Below are 17947 nucleotides of genomic sequence, written 5' to 3'. Positions count from 1 at the left end.
ACCGTCATCGCAGGGAGTCCCGTCATGGCCGAAGCCGCCGATCCCGTCGTCATCGTCTCCGCCGCCCGTACCCCGCTCGGCCGCTTCATGGGCGAATTGTCGCCGCTGGCCGCGCATAAGCTTGGATCGCATGTGATCGGCGCTGCGCTGGAGCGCGCCAAGCTCGCGCCTGAGAAGGTCGATGAGGTCTTCATGGGCTGCGTGCTGCCCGCAGGACAAGGCCAGGCCCCGGCACGCCAGGCTGCCCGTGCGGCCGGCCTGCCCGATGCGACCGGCGCCACCACGGTCAATAAGGTCTGCGGCTCCGGCATGAAGGCGACCATGCTGGCGCACGACATCATCCGCGCCGACTCCGCCGAGATCGTCGTCTCCGGCGGCATGGAGAGCATGAGCAACGCGCCCTATCTTCTCGCCAAGGCACGCGGAGGCTATCGCGTCGGCCATGACCGCATCATCGACCACATGATGATGGACGGGCTGGAGGACGCCTACGAGACCGGACGATCCATGGGCGATTTCGGCGAGGCCACGGCAGAGGCCTACCAGTTCACCCGCAAGGACCAGGACGCCTATGCGATGGAGACGCTCAGCCGCGCCCGCAGGGCGGTCGAGGGCGGCGCGTTCAAGGCCGAGATCGCGCCGATCACGCTGACCGAGAAGGCTGGCCCACGCGTCATCGCCAATGACGAGCATCCGCTGAAGGTCGATCCGGCCAAGATTCCCGGACTGAAGCCGGCGTTCCGCGCCAATGGCACGATCACGCCGGCCGCCTCCTCCGCCAATGCCGACGGTGCCGCCGCGCTGGTGCTGACGAAGCGGTCGCTGGCCGATCGCAACGGCCTTCCGGCGCTTGCCGTGATCAAGGGCCACGCCACCCACAGCCAGGAGCCGCAATGGTTCACCACGGCGCCGATCCCTGCGATCCGCAAGCTGCTCGACAAGATCGGCTGGAGCGCCGGTGACGTCGACCTGTTCGAGATCAACGAGGCTTTCGCCGTGGTGGCGATGGCGGCGCAGCGCGATCTCGGCATTCCCCGCGACAAGCTGAACATCAACGGCGGCGCCTGCGCGCTCGGCCATCCGATCGGCGCCACCGGCGCGCGGCTGATCGTGACGCTGCTGCATGCGCTCGAGGCGCAGAACCTCAAGCGCGGCGTCGCCGCGCTCTGCATCGGTGGCGGCGAAGCCACGGCCATCGCGGTGGAGCGGCTGCCGCACTAGTCGTTATGTCCGAAATTGAGGGAAGTCTGACATTTTAGACTTCCGACGAATATGCCAGATTATAACGATGACGCGTGTCCCGGGAGGGACCGCCAACCATGATTGAGGCCCAATGATCTCGAACTGGCTCGCGGCAAGGCTCAGCCGCCGCAATATCCACTACGGCTGGGTGATGGTCGGCGTGACCTTCCTGGCCGCGCTGATCAGCGCCGGCACGGTCGGTGCGCCCGGCGTGTTCATCGTTCCCCTGCAAAAGGAGTTCGGCTGGAGCACGGCGGAGATTTCTTCCGCGCTGTCGATCCGCTTCATCCTGTTCGGGCTGATGGCGCCATTCGCCGCCGCCCTGCTCAACCGCTACGGCCTGCGCAACGTCACGCTCACGGCGCAGCTGATCGTGGTCTCGGCGCTGGTCGCATCGCTTGGCATGACCGAGGTCTGGCAGCTCATAGCCCTGTGGGGCGTCGTGATCGGTATCGGCACCGGCATGACCGCGCTGGTGCTGGGAGCCACCATCGCCACGCGCTGGTTCGCGGCGCGACGCGGCCTCGTCGTCGGCATCATGACCGCGAGCGTCGCCACCGGTCAGCTCGTGTTCCTGCCGCTGCTTGCAAGCCTCACCGAACGCTTCGGCTGGCGACTGGCACTCGGCTTCGTCTGCATCATGCTCGGCGTTTCCGCACTCGCGGTCCTGCTCGCGATGCGCGACCGTCCGAGCGATCTGGGCCTGCGCCCGTTCGGCGACGAGGGCACCGAGCCCCTGCCCGCGCCGCCCGTCAACAATGGCTCGATCACGGCGGTAGCGCTCGGCACGCTGCGCGATGCCTCGAAGTCGAGCGCGTTCTGGATCCTGTTTGCGACCTTCTTCGTCTGCGGCGCCTCGACCAACGGCCTCGTCCAGGTCCACCTGATCCCGATGTGCCTCGATTTCGGCATCCCGCAGGTGCAGGCCGCAAGCCTGCTGGCTGCGATGGGTATTTTCGACTTCTTCGGCACCATCTTCTCGGGCTGGCTGTCGGACCGTTACGACAATCGCTGGCTGCTGTTCTGGTACTACGGCCTGCGCGGTCTCTCGCTGATCTTCCTGCCCTTCAGCGATTTCTCGTTCTACGGCCTATCGATCTTCGCGATGTTCTACGGCCTCGACTGGATCGCCACCGTGCCGCCGACGGTGCGCCTCACCGCGCAGAAGTTCGGCCCAGAGCGCGCCAATCTGGTGTTCGGCTGGATCTTCGCCGGGCATCAGCTCGGCGCCGGCACCGCGGCCTTCGGGGCGGGCCTGTCGCGGACGCTGCTCCAGAGCTACCTGCCCGCCTTCTTCATCGCCGGCGCGCTCTGCGTGTTCGCCTCGCTGATCGTGCTGGCGCTGTCGCGGCAGCCGAAGCCGAAGACGCAACCCGCAATGGCGTAAGCTGCCCTAGTACCGGATCGTGGTGGTGACGCCGAAGACTGCGGCGTCACCGATCCGCGAAGTCCCGCTCGGATCGTTCGGAATGGGGACGCCGCCCGAGGGGCGGAACACGTACTGGAAATACGGCGCCACCAGCCAGCCCGGCTTGATATGCGCCTCGTAGATCATCTCGATCAGGGTCTCGTTGCTGCGCACCGGGCTCTGCACGCCGGTGAAGGCCTGCGTATCGAGATCGAGCGTGCGGGCGGTATTCGAAATCCGCATATAGGCCATCGCCACGCCGAAGCGGTCGAGCGGACGGCCTGGCGTGAAGCCGACGAAGCCGATGCCGCCGTCGAGATAGAGGTCGATCAGATTGCGGTCCGGCGGGCTGTAGGCGATGCGGCCGAACGCGGTGATGCCCGGGATCGAAGCTGACGTGGTGTTGTCCTTCACCTCCGGCGGCCGGTACAGCACCTGCTCGATCACCGCGAAGATGCCGTAGTTGCCGCGAAGCTTTGCCGGAACGCCGCTTCCGGAGGGATCGGCGATCGACAGTCCCTCCGCGGTAAACCGCTGGCTGTCGAACGAGCCATAGTGCTTCCAGGCGCCCGGCGTAAAATTGCCGGCGAGCGAGCGGCCGCCGATATCGATGTCGTAGTTGAAGCGGACCTGCCCGATCACCCAGGGCGGATCGTTGACGCGGAATGCGAGGCCGTGATGATCGCGAATCTGCGGATCGGCGTCGCCCGGACCGGACGGATCGCCGTTGAACACCGCACCAAACGCGGTGATCTGGTCTGACAGCGCCGCCTTGATGCGAATGCCGGGCACCGCGATCGGCGGGGCCGGGCCGCCGGCCGGAAGGTTGCTCGCCTTGATCGCCGGCCAGCCGAAGGTGCCGTTGATGAAGAGGTCGTCGGTCTGGCTGTCGAAGAACTCGACATCCGCGGCCTGCTGGCCGGCCCTGATGTTCAGCCTGTCGCCAAAAAAGCTCTGCTCGAAATAGGCGTTGTAGAGCCGCTGGTCCGGCAGCGCCTCGATCTCGCTGATGGTGGCGAGGTTCTGCACGTAGTTGCGCGAGAGCCCGCGGCCGTAGATCACGAAGGCGTTGGCGTAGAAGCGGCCGCCGCTCCAGCCGACGAGCTTGTCCAGATCGGCATCGACCGAGAGATCGAGGCGGCCGAAATGGATCGCGCCGCGCGCAACACCGCCGGACACATTGCCGATGTTGTCGGCGATATAGGTGGCGCCGAAATTCAGGCCCTTGTTGGCGAGCCCGTCATGCCATTCGTTGAACCATTTTGGCGCCAGCCATTCCGCCGCGCTTTCGTCCTTGGCGCCGGCGCGCGCGCCCGTGCTCGCCAAGGTGCACGCCAGCGCAATTGCAGCCATGCTTCGCAGCAGAGAGCTATCGGCAGTCGCGTTCACGGCTGGGTACGCTACTTGAAAATGCCCGTGCGCCGCATGAACAAATAGGCCGCGCCGACCGACGAGGCCATCAGCGCCGCCGCCCAGAGGAATCCGGTCTCGACGTCGGTGAGCGGCAGGCCCTTGGTGTTCATGCCGAAGATGCCGGTGATCAGCGTCGGCGGCAGCAGCAGCGACGTCACGATGGAGAGCGTGTGGAGGTGGTGGTTGCTCTCCTCCTCGTTCTTGAAGCGCAGCTCCTCCTCGAGCAGCCGGCTGCGCTCGCGCAGCTCGACGATGTCGTGATCGAGGCCATCGAGCCGCTGCGCCAGCTTGCCGGCGTGGATCCGCAAGCCCGGCGAGAGATGGTCCGTGTTCTTCTGGTCGAGCCGGTGAAACAGCACGCGCAGGCCGGTGAGCTGACGATGCAGCCTGACGCAGGTGCGGCGCAGCCGGCCGAGATTGCGGCGCATCTCCGGCTTGGCATCGTCGGCGAGGATCCGTTCCTCGATGCCGTCGATCTCCTGCCCGAGCTTGTCGGCCATCCGATCAAGCGTGTCGGCGACCTCGTCCACGATCTTTTCCAGGAGATGGGCGACGTTGTCGACGCGGTAGCCGCCTTCGAGCACCCGGCGCGTCGCATCCGCCGAGCACAGCGCCTGCTGGCGGCCGCTGACCAGCAGGTGCTCGGTCATGGCGAAGCGCAGGAACGCGGTCTCCTCCGTGGCGCTGTCGATGTCGCGCACGAGGTCGGAGAACACGCCGTAGACGCAGTGGTCGATGACATGGAGCTGCTGGAACGTGTCGTTGGACAGCAGCAGCTCGCGCGCAAGCGGCGGCAGCGTCGATGCCGCAATCCACGGCCGCGCCCGCGCATCGGTCAGGTTGAAATGCAGCCAGAGCCGGCCGTCATGGCTGAACTCGATCGGCCGGTCGATCGGCAGCGCCTCGGCGCTGCCGTCGCTGTGCAGGCGGAACGCCCAGACCAGGCCCGGAATGGCAGGCTCAGCCCCCGATATCGCGCTGACAAGCTTTGCCGGCTCAGCCATGGTCGCCCCAACCGTCAACAAATGCCCCGTCTCCGGAAGATGGCTGACGGCATCGTCCGGATCCACGCGGGTACTCAATTACGCCTTTGTTACAGTTTGATGATGGCGCCGCCCTACTCCGCGGCCAGCCCCGTCGCGGCCGCCGCCTCGGCTTCCCTGATATAGTCGTGCACGACGCGGCCGAACGGCAACGTCAGATCGGCGATGTAGTGATGCGCGCCGCACGCACAATCTCAAGGTCCTGCTCTACAAGGCCCTGGCGAAGCTGCCGGAGGAACAACTGAGCGAGGAAGAGCGCAAGTTGAAAGCGAGCCTGTGCCACATACCCGAGATCGCGATCCTGCATCTGATCTACCAGCAGAAGGCCTATGAGGGCGACGCCAAGGACCACGAATTCTCGGGCACCTCGATGCGCGAGCACTGGCAGAGCGGCTTTGAGGACACCAAGCGCACGCTGAAGTGGCGCGACTGGATCAAGATGCCCGAGCAAGGCATGGGGCTGGTGGTGCACGACGTGCACCGGGAGACGGAGAGCGCGTAAGGGGCACTGGAGCGGGGGCGCAAACAAAAACCGCGAAAACAACCCCATGCACAGTAGCCGAGGCACGGCGGATCAATGACTTACGCGTCCGCAAGGCGATTTGACTCGTCGGGCAAGACACCGGCATGATGTGATCATGGCGGGATACACAAGTCGCCGATGCCCTGCCCGACATTGTTGCAGGAAGCCTTGCTCAAAGCGTCGCGACGCGCGGGTTGACGACCGTATACCCCCGCAAGGAACGCGCGTGCATTCTTGTTGCGTGTCCGCCCGAGTTGGCGTCATACGCCATCCAGAGGTCTCCCCCGAGGTGCTGCTCCAGGACGAACACGTGGCCGCGTCGTGCCGCCACCATTCCCGGCGCTGGCGATGTACGCGGAAAACGTAGCCAGTTAGCCGCGAGATTCAATTCCGGCACCATGCGACCAAACACGCGCAGGGCTGCGCCGCAACCGCAGAAGGATGAAGGGCAACCGGCCGGTCGGCCGCCGACGATCCGATCGCCAGTGACATTCGCCGCCGGAACGGCATTGCCAGCGGCGACCATTGTGAGTTGTCTTGAATGGGGCGTCTGTGACGAGTAACTGGAAACGCGCTCGCGGCGCGTTTGCGAAGACGAGAAGTCGCAGGGCATGATGACATTGCACTCGGGCGCGTGATCAATGCGGTAGGGTCGTGCTTCCGAAGCAATAGAGCTGACGGCAACAAAGAGACACGCAGAAAGAACTAGCTTGAACATCGCAGGACTCCAAATTGAAAGGTCCTGCCCCGGTCGACGAGCAACTGATAACAGTTTGGCTGAAATGGGCCTAAAGAGCGGCCGAAAATGGCTGCATTTGCGGGCGGCCCTCTTCAATCCCCATAAGCCACACGTTGCGACCGATATGATTAACCCGCAGAGTACGAACTCTTGCCTTGCCAGCACCAAGCGGTGGCCTCGCGCCAGATGCCACGTGCACCTATCGGACCGTTTGACACGTCGGACAGCGGCATCACGCCAGCATTGCCCGCCTGCATCCCGGTTAACCGGCGCCGCGTCGCGACGCTAGCAGGTCTTCTGCTGCAGATGCTGGACGCATGTGCACGTCGTCGTCGCCGGATACTTCACGTCGTAGTATGGGAAGCTCGAGTTGGCCGGGCTGTTGGTCGAGCAGCGCGGGAACAGGTAATAGCTGTCGGTCAGCTGCACGGTGCCGGCGATCGTATAGCCGAGGTTGGGCGTGTAGTCATAGGCCACCTCGCTCAGGATGAGCGAGATGTTGGCGTTGTTGGGATTCTTCGGATCGGTGGCGGTGAACTGGGACAAGGTCATCTGCTGACCCACGGTTCGCGCTGCCCCCGATTTGGTCGACGTGCTCCATTGCACCGTCGCATTGCCCTTGCTGTCGGTCGAGACTCCGGAGACCGTGATCGTCATCAGGGAGGTACTGCCGCTCTTGACGGCATAAGGCGCCATGATGGCGGTCGAAGCGGCAAGGATGCCGGTCATCTGGGACGCTGTGACCTGGGTGTTCTGCGAAACCATGTCCGCAACACTGTGCGCGGTCGCGGAGACCTTGACGTTCATGGCCAACCCGTTCCCGAGCTCGACGCCGCCGATATAGAGCAGCAGCATGAACGGGCTCACGATGGCGAACTCCGTCGCCGCAACGCCGCGAGCGTCGGTCCACAGGTCCCGTGCGCGAAACGACAGGCCGGCGATCATCAGTCAGCTCCCTGGCTCATTCTGGAACGCGGCGGACGCCATGATCAGCCGGTTGCCGTTGGAAAGATTCGACAGATTGAAACCGAGTGGCCCGAGCATGACAGGCCAGACATACATCACCCGGAGGACGACGATATCGCCGGAGTCGCCGGGATTGAACTGCCAGGTGTTGGTGACCGCACCCGTAGCGTCGAAGGTCAGGGAGGGCATGGCCGTGTTCGCGGAAGTCCACGACGTGGCGACCTGCATGTCCACCATGATGCCGCTGCAGTTGAACAAGATCACGATCTGGTCGCAGACCTTCTGCTTGAATGCGGACTGCGTCATCTGCGCGGACTGAACCTGTCCCGTCATGACCAGGCGCGCCGATTGACGCACCACGGATTCGAGCAATTCCTGCGCAAAGAAAACGATGAACGTCTGAATGAGCGCAATGATGAGGGCGAGGAACGGCGCGGCGACGAGCGCGAATTCGACGGCCGTGGCACCCCTGCTGTCCCGGGCGAAAGCTGCGCAGCGACCGCCGCGCCTCGTTCTCGTTGTAGCCTTTGGACCAGTCATGGCGCTTGCTCTACTGCACGAGGCTGGCAGTGCTTGACGCCACCTTGATGAAGAGGTTCGTCAGCGCGTCGGAAATGTCGCCACCGGTTTGGACGGAGGCATAGAAGCCAGGCGAGGCGCATGATTGCAGTTTTTGCGCGATGGTCCCGGTCAAGGAAGTAGGCTCGTTGTACGGGTCCACCCAGCTCATGTACCAGCTGTTCGTGACCGGGATATTGGGGGTCTTAAGTTGCAAGTATTCCGTGTAGAGGACAGCGATCTTAATGCCCCGGTTCTTGATGGTCGTGCAGATCGTCGTGTCGAGCGGCTGCTGGCATCGATTGTTGGAGGCGAGGCTCGCGTTGGGGCAAGTCGAAGCGCCCGAGACGATCTTGTCCTCCACGCCGTCGGTGACAAGGAACACCACTTCCTGCGGCGTATCTCCCGACGCGTTGCTCCCAAGCCCGGGAGTGGGCATGACGTCGTTGAGGCTTTTAAGCGCGCCGGCGATATCTGTGCCATTGTCGGTCTTGCAGTTGGTCGTCACAACGACGCAGTTCTGGTAGGCGACCGGCATCAGCGCGATGTTGGAAACCTGGGTTCCGGCGCTGGTCGGGGTGGTCAGTGTGGCCAGTGCGTTCAAACCCAAATCGAACGTATAGAGCGCCGCTTTGTAGGTGGTGTTGTTCAACGCCGACATGCACTGCATGACGCCGCCCGAAACGCCCGACTGCGGGCAGTTCGACCAGCTATTCAGCAACTGGTTGACGGCACTCGTCACGAGATCGATCCGCAAGGTGATATTTCTTTGTCGCGCGATCGCGAGGTTATCCTTGGTCCCGCCGTCGTGAGCGATATTGGTTTCATGACAGGCGAAGCCGCAGTTCTGCGAGCCCCCTGCCGACTGGTACGCGGGGGCGGTGTATTTGATGAGATTGCTGATGTCGGTCGTGGTCGCGCCGATCCCCATGGACGGCGAGTCATCCATCAGCAGATAGAAATTCATGTTGGGCGCGCTCGACGCCCTCGCCGTCGCGGAACCGGCGACCTGCCAGGTCTGCTTGCCGAGAACGCCGGGGAAATTGTTCGTGGACTGCGCGGTGTAGGAAACCGTGATGGTTCGCGCGAGACCGGAATCGACGATAGTGACCGTCGGTGTCGGAACCGCGGACAGTCCGGGAAGATTCGCCTTCGCTGCGAAGACGGCTTCCGCGGTCGCCTTGACGACGGTGGTGTCGCTCTGCGTCAGCATCGCCGGCCTCACGGCCGCGATCGCGGCCGCGTCGGCAGCTGCGTTCAATTGCTCCCGCTTGCGCAGGGCCAGCGTATAGTCGAGCGCCATGCCCAGTAGAAAGATCGTGGGGACCATCATCAGCGCGAAGATGATGGCGACGTTGGCCTTCCTGTCTCTCGCGAAACGAAGCATTGCGCTGCGGAGCATGAGTTTCATCCTGGCTGCCGTCGCTACGGCAGCGGCCCTTCCCCTGAAATCGACGGAAAAGACTGCCGGGTTTCGATCCCGGCGCTCGCCGTCATGGGCGGAATATGCGGAGGGCTCCCTTAATCAAGACTTACGAGCAATCCACAACATGGGCTGCAACAGGTTGGATGTATCATATTGAGAAGGCATCATTAACGTCGGTTAAACGCGATCGCAGACACCCGCGGGTAAGCGGTAACAGGTGCCCCCTACGCCCGTTGCGGCCTCACGACCGGCGCTATCAGGCACGGCCGCGCGCCGTCTCCAGGCAGATCGCAAGCGGCGGAAAACCCGTCCCGCTCTTGGCAAGGGGGGGCCTGTCGGTCCGATTCGGGACTTTCGCGCCTCTGTGACGCGCCGGGCCGCCTACGGCCTGATCGTCATGTTCTCCGGCGGTCCGGCTTTTCGCAGCGGCTCGGCCAGCCTTGCGAACTCGCAGAGCAACGATCTCGTCTTCCTGGGATCGATGATCTCCTCGACCCAGAACTTCTCGGCCGAGCGGAACGGCGAGCGCAGCTTGTTCAGCCGCTCCTCGATCTCCCTCAGCTTCGCCGCCTTGTCCTCGGCCGCATCGATGTCGGCGCGGTAGGCCGCTTCAATGCCGCCTTCGAGCGGAAGCGAGCCCCAATAGGCCGACGGCCAAGCGTAGCGGATCGAGAAGCGGTCGGCCGGCTGATGCACCACGCCGGCGACGCCGAACGCGTTACGCAGGATCACGGTGCACCAGGGCACGGTGGTCTGGTTGACCGCGGCCATGACGCGGACGCCGTGGCGGATGGTCGCCGCCTTCTCGGCATCGAGCCCGATCATGAAGCCGGGGCAGTCCATGAGATAGACGATCGGCAGATGGAAGGTTTCGGCGAAATCGACCCAGCGCACCACCTTCTGGCACGCATCCGCCGTCCAGGAGCCGCCATAGTGAAAACTGTCGCTGGCAAGCAGCAGCACCGCCCTGCCCTCGAGCCGCGCGAGGCCGACGATGATTGGTTTGCCGAAATTCTTCGCGACCTCGAAGAACGAGCCCTTGTCGACAACGGACTCGATGATCGGCCGCATCTTGTAGACCTGCTTGCGGTTGCGCGGCACCGCGTTCATCAGCGCTTCCTCGGTACGCTCGGGATTGTCGGTGCAGGGCAAGGTCGGCGGCAGCTCGTAGACCGACGACGGCAGATAGGACAGGAAGCGCCGCGCGCAGGCGAACGCCTCTTCCTCGGTGTCGACGGCATGGTCAATCGCGCCGGCGCGGGTCTGGATGTCGGCGCCGCCGAGCTCCTCCTTCGAGAGGTCCTGTCCCAGCGCCTTCACCACAGGCGGCCCCGCGACGAACATCGCGGACTTTCGGGTCATGATGGAATAGTGGCTGGCGGCGAGGCGCGCGGCACCGAGCCCTGCAACCGAACCGAGGCCGAGCGCGACCACCGGCACCTGCGACAGGTTTTCCGTCGTGAAGCGATACCAGCGCGTGCCGCCGATGCCACCCGGCAGGTTCGCCGCGCCCTTGGTCTCGATGGTCTTGACCGAGCCGCCGCCGCCGGAGCCTTCGATGATGCGGACGATGGGCAGACGGAAGTCGTGCGCCATCTCCTCCGCCATCAGCGGTTTCGCGGAGATCGATGCATCCGCCGAGCCGCCGCGCACGGTGAAATCGTCGCCGACTACGACCACCGTGCGGCCGTCCACGCGCGCGCGGCCGAACACGCAGTTCGCCGGCGTCAACTTCTGCAACTCGCCGCTGGAATCGTACTCACCGATGCCGGAGACGGCACCGATCTCGTGAAAGCTGCCTTTGTCGATCAGCTTGTCGATGCGCTCCCGAACAGTCAGCCGGCCCTGGTCATGCTGTCGCTTGACCTTGTCAACGCCGCCCATCTCCCGCGCGAAGGCTTCGCGCCGGGCGAGCTCGTCGAGTTCCGGCTTCCAGGTCATTCACTCCCTCCGAATTGATCGGCTTGTTATTGTTGTGCACGGCCATTGCGACCGGTTTGCGCGAGATACGGTTGTTGAAGACGTCGCCTTCCGCACCCTCGAGCAGGCTGCCCAGCGATCGGCCCAGCGCGAGCATCAGCGGCGCGACTTCCGCATGCAGACGCTGCTCGTCGTACATCGCAGACAGAAGGCCGATCGTGATGACGACGAAGGTCTGGTACTGCGGCGACCAGATCGGCACCGCGAGGCCGTTGATGTGCGGGCTCCAGAGGCCGCAGGCCGTGACATAGCCGCGCTCGCGCAGCGATTGCCGGTTGGCTTCGATGCGAGGCTTCAGGATCTTGGCCGCCTCGGGAGCTTCGCGCTCCATGTCCGCAATGAAGGCATCGCCGACCTCGGGCGCCAGCGCCGCGGTGTAGGCTGCGCCTGCCGCGGTCGAGGCCATCGAGATGCGGCTGCCGGTGCCTTCATGCAGGCCGAGCGCAGTCGCGGATCGCGCGAACTGGAGATAGACGAGATGGAAGCGATCGGGGACCACGAAGCCGACCGTCCCCGGCAGTTGCTCAGCGACCTCTTGCAGGCGTTGCCGGATCATGCTGCGCAGCTGCGCGCCCTTCATCATCGAGGCGCTCATCGCCACCGCGCTCGGGCCGATGCGATATTTCTGGTCGCGCGGCAGATAGACGAGCTGGCCCATGCGCGTCAGCGTGTGCGTGAGCCGCGACACCGTCGAGCGCGGCAGGCCGCAGCGATTTGAAATCTCGAGATTGCCGAGCCGCGCCTCGTGGCCCTCGAAGCATCGCAACACATCGAACGCGCGCGACACCACCTGGATGACATCACCCTCACCGGCTTCGCCAGCGAGCGCACCTTGCCTACTCAACCGCTCCGAACGTCGTCCCATGTTCCCTACCATCTGTTCCGCTGTGCGGAATTAAATTCCACTTGCAGACGACGCTACCTCAGGCATTTTGCGACGACAACAAAAAGGCGATGGCATGCCAGAAATTAAGATCGTCACGGAGGTCGCTGGACGTATCTGCGCAACTCCCGTGCAAGTTGGAGGAACCGTTGCGGATGGTGACGACGTTGTGGTGGTCGAGGCGATGAAGATGGAGATCCCGGTACCCTCGCCTGCTTCTGGCACGATCACATCGCTTCTCGTCAAACTCGACGACGTCGTCGCCGAGGGACAGGCCATCGCTATCGTCGCGAGCTGAAGCGCATGCGCATCGCCTGACGTGGTTGCGCAATCTTTTTGTGGCCATCCTTCGAGACGCCCGCTTTTGGCAGGCTCATCGGGATGAGGCCGGTTTTCGCAGCAAATCACACATCCTCATGGTGAGGAGCGCCGCTCACGGCGCGTCTCGAACCATGGCCGAGCGATGCGCTATCGCCGTCAGTGGCCCGCGACAATCTGTCAGACCTCCGCTTCACCTCCGCGGTACGACGTTGCCATCGCCTGATACGGATGACATGATCTTTTCAAGCAAGAAGGTCTTCGCGAACCAAGCGAGGATGTTGGGAGGAAAACATGCTTCGTGGGCTGCTCGTGCTCGCGCCTGCCTTGGTTGCGGGCATTTCTTTTGCGTCTACACGCTATGCGTCGGCCGAAGACATCAAGCTGCCGCCGACATTGACGTTCACCGCCTATGACACCGGCACTGCCGGCTTCAATATCGCGGTCGGCGTCGGCAAGATGATGAAGGACAAGTACAGCACCGACGTGCGCGTGCTCCCCGCAGGCAACGACGTCGCGCGGCTGGCGCCGCTGCGCGCCAAGCGTGCCGCGGCGGCGGCGATGGGATCGGGCACCTATTTCGCGCAGGAAGGCGTGTTCGAGTTCGGCAGCAAAGAATGGGGGCCGCAGTCGCTTCAGATCCTGCTCTCGAGCGTCGATTGCAATTGCGGTTCGCTTGGCGTCGCAGCCGATACCGGCGTGAAAGATCTGAAAGACCTGAAAGGCAAGCGCGTCGGATTCGTCGTGGGCTCGCCCGCGCTGAACCAGAACTCGCTCGCGGTGCTCGCCTTCGCCGGGTTGACGCAGAAGGACGTCAAGGTCGTCGAGTTCGCCAGCTACGGTGCGATGTGGAAGGGCCTGATCAACAACGACACTGACGCGGCCTTCGGCACCACCATCACCGGCCCCGCCAAGGAAGCCGAGACCTCGCCGCGCGGCCTGATCTGGCCGTCGCTGCCGGCCAAGGACAAGGAGGGCTGGGCGCGGATGCAGAAGGTCGGCTCGTTCTTCTTCCCGCAAGTCGCGACCTGCGGCGCCGGCATCTCGCCGGACAAGCCGATCGAGCTCGGCAACTATCCCTACCCGATCTTCGTGACCTACGCCTCGCAAGCACCCGACCAGGTCTACGCGATCACCAAGGCGATGATCGTGAACTACGACGCCTACAAGGACTCCGCGCCCGGCGCCGGCGGTCTCGCCGCCGACCGCCAGACCAGGAACTGGGTGGTGCCGGTGCATCCCGGCGCGGTGAAGGCGCTGAAGGAAGCCGGGCAATGGAGCGACGCGCAGGACGCGCACAACAGCAAGCTGATCAAGCGGCAGGAGGTGCTCGCAGCCGCCTGGGCGGACTACGGCAAGTCCAGTCCGCCGTCCGACGACAAGGCGTTCCTCGACGGCTGGATGAAGGCGCGCGCCACAGCACTTGCGAAAGCCGACATGCCGAACGGGTTCGAGGACTAATCCACAGCGGTTAACTGCCTACGATCGGGGTCGATCATGTCGTCTGCTTCAGTTTCCACGGCCCCCAAGGACGAGGCCAAGCGGGTCGTGTTCGACGATCCGCACGGCGCCGCCGGCAACATGCAGGAAGCCGAGGTGACGCGCGTGCGCACGTTGCGCGGCGCCTGGCGCTGGACGCTGGTTACTGCGACCGCGGCGACCATCCTGCTCTGCATCAACCAGCAGTTCTCGCTGCGCTTCTTCATCGGCTACACCCAGCTCAACACGGAGTATTTCTATCTCCTGATCGCCTTGATGCTGCCCTTCACCTTCCTGATCTTCCCGGGAACCGAGCGCGCGCCGCTCGACCGCATTCCCTGGTACGACCTCGTCTTCTTCGTCTTGACCTTCGCGGCCGCGCTGCTGTTGATGTCGAACGTGCGCAAGGCGGCGGAGGCCGGCTGGGAATTCGGCGGCGCGCCGAACGGCGTGATCGCCGCAGGCCTCGTGATGTGGGTGATGCTGTTGGAGGCGCTGCGCCGCACCGGCGGCTGGAGCCTGCTGCTGAGCGTGTTTCCCTTCACCGTCTATCCGCTGTTCGCCGAATCCGGCTGGTTAGGTCCGTTCCGCGGCACGCAATCGACGCTGGAGCAGGCCACCGCCTATCACGTGCTGTCGGGCGAGAGCCTGCTCGGCATTCCCATCCAGGCCTTTGCCGACACCGTGATCGGCTTCCTCGTGTTCGGCACCGCGCTGATGATGACGGGGGCCGGCAAATTCTTCATCAACCTCGCCTTCGCGCTGTGCGGCACGTTCCGCGGCGGCGCGGCGAAGGTCTGCATCTTTGCCAGCGGCCTGCTCGGCATGATGTCGGGCTCGATCATCTCCAACGTGCTCACCGCGGGCACCATGACCATCCCCGTGATGAAGAAGAGCGGCTTTCGCGCCTCTTATGCCGGCGCGATCGAGGCCTGCGCCTCCACGGGCGCGGTGCTGGCGCCGCCGGTGATGGGCGCGACCGCCTTCGTGATCGCGCAGTTCCTCAATGTCAGCTACGCCGACGTCGCGGTCGCCGCGATCATTCCGGCGGCGCTCTATTACGTCGGCCTGTTCATGCAGGTCGACGCCTACGCGGCGCGCCACGGTCTCAAGGGCATTCCGCGCGCCGAGCTGCCGCGGATCATGGATACGATCAAGGACGGCTGGTACTACGTCTTCGTCATCGCGCTCCTGATCGTGATGCTGCTCTACTTCAAGCGCGAGAGCCACGCACCGTTCTACGCCACCGCGCTGCTGCTGGTGCTCAACCAGTTCTTCTCCAAGGACACACGCTGGACGCTCGCAACGATCGGCAAATTCCTCGAGGTCAACGGCCGTACCTTCGTCGAGCTGGTCGGCATCCTCGCCGGCTGCGGCCTCCTGATCGGCGCATTCTCGATGACCGGCGTGGTGTCGAGCCTCGCCAATGACCTGCTGCATATTGCCGGCGACAATCCCTTCCTGCTGCTCGGCATGTGCGCCCTCACCAGCCTCATTCTCGGCCTCGGACTGACGACGACGGCCTGCTACATCTTCCTCGCCATCCTGGTCGCGCCGGCGCTGGAGAAGCTCGGGCTGAACAGGATGGCGGTGCACATGTTCATCTTCTACTGGGGCATGCTGTCGTCGATCACGCCGCCGGTTGCGATCGCCTCTTTCGCCGCCGCGGGCATCGCCGGCTCGCCCGCGATGAAGACGGGCTGGGAATCGATGTGGGTCGGCAGCATCATCTACTTCATCCCGTTCTTCTTCGTGCTCAATCCGGCGCTGGTGCTGCAGGGGTCGAGCCCCTATCTCGCCGGCCTCGGCCTGATGGCACTGGCCGCGTTCGGCACGCTGTTCATCTGCGGCGGCATCCAGGGCTACCAGCCCTTCGTCGGCGACCTCCGCGGCGCAGGCGCGCTGGAATGGCCGATCCGCGTGCTGCTGGTGATCGGCGGATTCGTGGTGGCGACCCCCGGCGGCGGAATCATGCCGCTGTCGCAGATGCAGGTCACCATGCTGGGCCTTGCGATCCTCGCGCCAACGATTTTGATCGCCCTGCTGTTGATCCGACGGCAAGGGCCGATACCGGACGGGTTGCGCGTGCCCTGATTGCGTTGCACAAGGAGGCGATGACACCGCCGCCCGCCTCCGCCTGGACCCGCTCGAAGCCGCCCTTGCTGCGGTTTCTCGACACCTGCCTCAACGAATTCTCCGCCGAAACCTCCGGCGCGGTGGCCGATTACATTCCGGAGCTGGGCAAGGCCGACCCTGCCTATTTTGGCATCAGCCTCGCCACGCTGGACGGCCATGTCTACGAGGTCGGCGACTCCAGGGTGTCCTTCACCATCCAGTCGATGTCAAAGCCGTTCGTGTTCGCGCTGGCGCTGGATCTTTTGGGCGCCGGCCGCGTCGAGAGCGCGATCGGCGTCGAGCCGTCGGGCGATCCCTTCAACTCGATCCGGCTCAATTCCGACAACCACCCGTTCAACCCGATGGTCAATGCCGGCGCGATCGCGTGCACCGGACTGATCTACGACAGCAAGGGCGCGGAGGCCTTCGAGCAGATCCGCCTTGCGCTCAGCCGCTTCGCCGGGCGCGATCTCGCCGTGGACGAGGCCGTCTACAGCTCGGAGAGCCAGACCGGCGACCGCAACCGCGCCATCGGCTATCTCCTGAAGACCAATGCGGTGATCTCGGACAACGTCGCCGCCGTGCTCGACGTCTATTTCCGGCAATGCGCGGTGCTGGTCACGGCGCGCGACATCGCGGTGATGGCGGCAACGCTCGCCAATCGCGGCATCAATCCGGTGACCGGCGAGCAGGTGATGAGCGCTTACGCGATCTCGCGCACGCTGTCGGTGATGACGTCTTCCGGCATGTACGACTATGCCGGCGAATGGATCTACCGCATCGGCATTCCCGCCAAGAGCGGCGTCGGCGGCGGCATTCTGGCGGCGCTCCCAGCCCGGCTCGGGCTCGGCAGCTATTCGCCGAAACTCGACAAGCACGGCAACAGCGTACGCGGCATCAAGGTCTGCGAGGCGCTGTCCTCGCATTACGACCTGCACATGCTCAACCGCAGCGACGACGCGCGCAACGCCGTCATCGCCGACTACGACATCGGCAAGAGCCCGTCGCGGCGCGTGCGCCGCGCGCAGGAGCGAGAGATCCTGGCCGCGCACGAGCAGGAGGTGCGGATCATCGAGCTGGTCGGCACGCTGTCGCTGTCGGCGGTCGACTACGTGTCGCGGCGGCTCGCGGGCCGGCCACGGCCGCAATTCGTGATCTTCGACCTTCACCGCGTCACCTCCACCACGCGCGCCGGCGCGCGGCTCGTGGCCGAGGCTTTCGAGGAGTTCGCCGCGCTGAACGTCACGGTGGTGCTATCGGGCGTCAGGCGTGCCTCGAAGGAGTGGAATAGCCTGCGAGAGTGGACCGCGGAGCTGAAGAACGTCCGCGACTTCTACCTGCTCGACACCGCGATCGAATGGGCCGAAGACCAGATCGTCTACCGCTATGGCGGTTCGATCGATTTCCACGAGACCACCGAGCTTGCCGAGCAGCCGCTGCTGGAAGGTCTCAGCGCGGACGAGCTGGCGGAGCTCGGCGCGATCTGCACCATCAGGACCTATCAGTCCGGCGCAAAGATCCTCACGACAGGCGATCCCGCCGATGCCCTGTTCTTCCTGCGCAGCGGCGCGGTGCATGTCACGCTGCCCGACGGCGTGCGGCTGGCGACGCTCACTGCCGGCATGGCGTTCGGCGAGATGGCGCTGCTCGAGCAAACCCGCTCGGCCGACGTCTTCGCCGACATGGCGGCGACAGCCTTCGAAGCCCCGCTGAAGGATTTTGAGCGCTTCCGCGAGCAGCACCCGCGCGCCTCCGAGCGCATCATGCGCAACCTGGCGCAGCTGCTTGCCGATCGCCTGATTGTCGCCAACGCCAAGGTGGATATTTTGACGTCGACCTGAGCGACGCCGGTAT

At 64.5% G+C, this 17947-nt stretch carries 14 protein-coding genes and 1 pseudogene; 7 read left to right on the top strand and 8 right to left on the bottom strand.

The genetic code is table 11. From position 1 onward, the window contains the following. Positions 1-24 precede the first annotated feature (24 nt). Both WN73_RS34175 and WN73_RS34170 read left to right on the top strand, forming a co-directional pair. On the top strand, positions 25-1221 hold the full coding sequence (locus WN73_RS34175) for an acetyl-CoA C-acyltransferase (RefSeq protein ID WP_271556611.1): 1197 nt from the start codon (positions 25-27) through the stop codon (positions 1219-1221). Between the two features lie 112 nt (positions 1222-1333). Then, entirely contained in the window at positions 1334-2629 is a 1296-nt protein-coding gene (locus WN73_RS34170; protein WP_271556609.1) for an MFS transporter, read from the top strand. A 6-nt stretch (positions 2630-2635) separates the two neighbouring features. Here WN73_RS34170 and WN73_RS34165 read toward each other — a convergent pair whose 3' ends face one another. Further along, positions 2636-4003 carry a carbohydrate porin gene (locus WN73_RS34165; protein WP_271556607.1) on the bottom strand — a complete coding sequence of 456 codons (1368 nt, stop codon included), beginning with the start codon at positions 4001-4003 and terminating at the stop codon, positions 2636-2638. A 47-nt stretch (positions 4004-4050) separates the two neighbouring features. Then, entirely contained in the window at positions 4051-5067 is a 1017-nt protein-coding gene (locus WN73_RS34160) for a transporter (protein ID WP_271556605.1), read from the bottom strand. Positions 5068-5284: 217 nt separating this feature from the next. Here WN73_RS34160 and WN73_RS34155 point away from each other — a divergent pair. Continuing rightward, positions 5285-5608 (top strand): annotated as a pseudogene (locus WN73_RS34155) (DUF3734 domain-containing protein); the annotation flags it as partial. Positions 5609-5801: 193 nt separating this feature from the next. Here the strand turns inward: WN73_RS34155 and WN73_RS34150 are convergent. The 6 genes from WN73_RS34150 to WN73_RS34125 all read right to left on the bottom strand — a co-directional run bounded on the left by WN73_RS34150 (position 5802) and on the right by WN73_RS34125 (position 12163). Then, a complete protein-coding gene (locus WN73_RS34150) occupies positions 5802-6347 on the bottom strand; it encodes a hypothetical protein (RefSeq protein WP_271556603.1) in 546 nt (181 codons plus the stop codon). Positions 6348-6653: 306 nt separating this feature from the next. Continuing rightward, the gene (locus tag WN73_RS34145; protein ID WP_271556601.1) at positions 6654-7313 is read right to left on the bottom strand and encodes a TadE/TadG family type IV pilus assembly protein; all 660 of its coding nucleotides are present in this window, start codon (positions 7311-7313) and stop codon (positions 6654-6656) included. A 3-nt stretch (positions 7314-7316) separates the two neighbouring features. Continuing rightward, entirely contained in the window at positions 7317-7874 is a 558-nt protein-coding gene (locus WN73_RS34140; RefSeq protein WP_011086719.1) for a TadE/TadG family type IV pilus assembly protein, read from the bottom strand. Between the two features lie 10 nt (positions 7875-7884). Then, positions 7885-9294: a TadE/TadG family type IV pilus assembly protein gene (locus WN73_RS34135; protein ID WP_028170976.1), complete on the bottom strand. Its 1410-nt coding sequence runs from the start codon at positions 9292-9294 to the stop codon at positions 7885-7887. A 405-nt stretch (positions 9295-9699) separates the two neighbouring features. After that, positions 9700-11259, bottom strand: coding sequence for an acyl-CoA carboxylase subunit beta (locus WN73_RS34130; RefSeq protein WP_161535259.1), 1560 nt, complete (start codon positions 11257-11259; stop codon positions 9700-9702). Then, positions 11189-12163 carry an IclR family transcriptional regulator gene (locus tag WN73_RS34125; protein WP_271556597.1) on the bottom strand — a complete coding sequence of 325 codons (975 nt, stop codon included), beginning with the start codon at positions 12161-12163 and terminating at the stop codon, positions 11189-11191. The genes WN73_RS34130 and WN73_RS34125 overlap by 71 nt, the downstream gene beginning before the upstream one ends. Positions 12164-12257: 94 nt before the next feature. On the opposite strand from WN73_RS34125, the gene WN73_RS34120 reads away from it, so the two are divergent. From WN73_RS34120 to glsA, 4 genes are all read left to right on the top strand, one after another. Continuing rightward, complete coding sequence (locus tag WN73_RS34120) at positions 12258-12479, top strand: biotin/lipoyl-containing protein (protein ID WP_011086715.1); 222 nt, start codon at positions 12258-12260, stop codon at positions 12477-12479. Between the two features lie 314 nt (positions 12480-12793). Beyond that, on the top strand, positions 12794-13960 hold the full coding sequence (locus WN73_RS34115; protein WP_271556594.1) for a TAXI family TRAP transporter solute-binding subunit: 1167 nt from the start codon (positions 12794-12796) through the stop codon (positions 13958-13960). A gap of 36 nt (positions 13961-13996) precedes the next feature. Next, the gene (locus WN73_RS34110) at positions 13997-16072 is read left to right on the top strand and encodes a TRAP transporter permease (protein ID WP_271556592.1); all 2076 of its coding nucleotides are present in this window, start codon (positions 13997-13999) and stop codon (positions 16070-16072) included. A 20-nt stretch (positions 16073-16092) separates the two neighbouring features. Beyond that, entirely contained in the window at positions 16093-17934 is a 1842-nt protein-coding gene (gene glsA / locus WN73_RS34105; RefSeq protein ID WP_271556590.1) for a glutaminase A, read from the top strand. Positions 17935-17947 lie beyond the last annotated feature (13 nt).

This window comes from Bradyrhizobium sp. CCBAU 45394 (assembly GCF_028128655.1).
Classification (GTDB): Bacteria; Pseudomonadota; Alphaproteobacteria; order Rhizobiales; family Xanthobacteraceae; genus Bradyrhizobium; species Bradyrhizobium diazoefficiens.
Note: the sequence above shows the minus strand (reverse complement) of the source record. Positions and strands in the feature narration are given on the sequence as shown.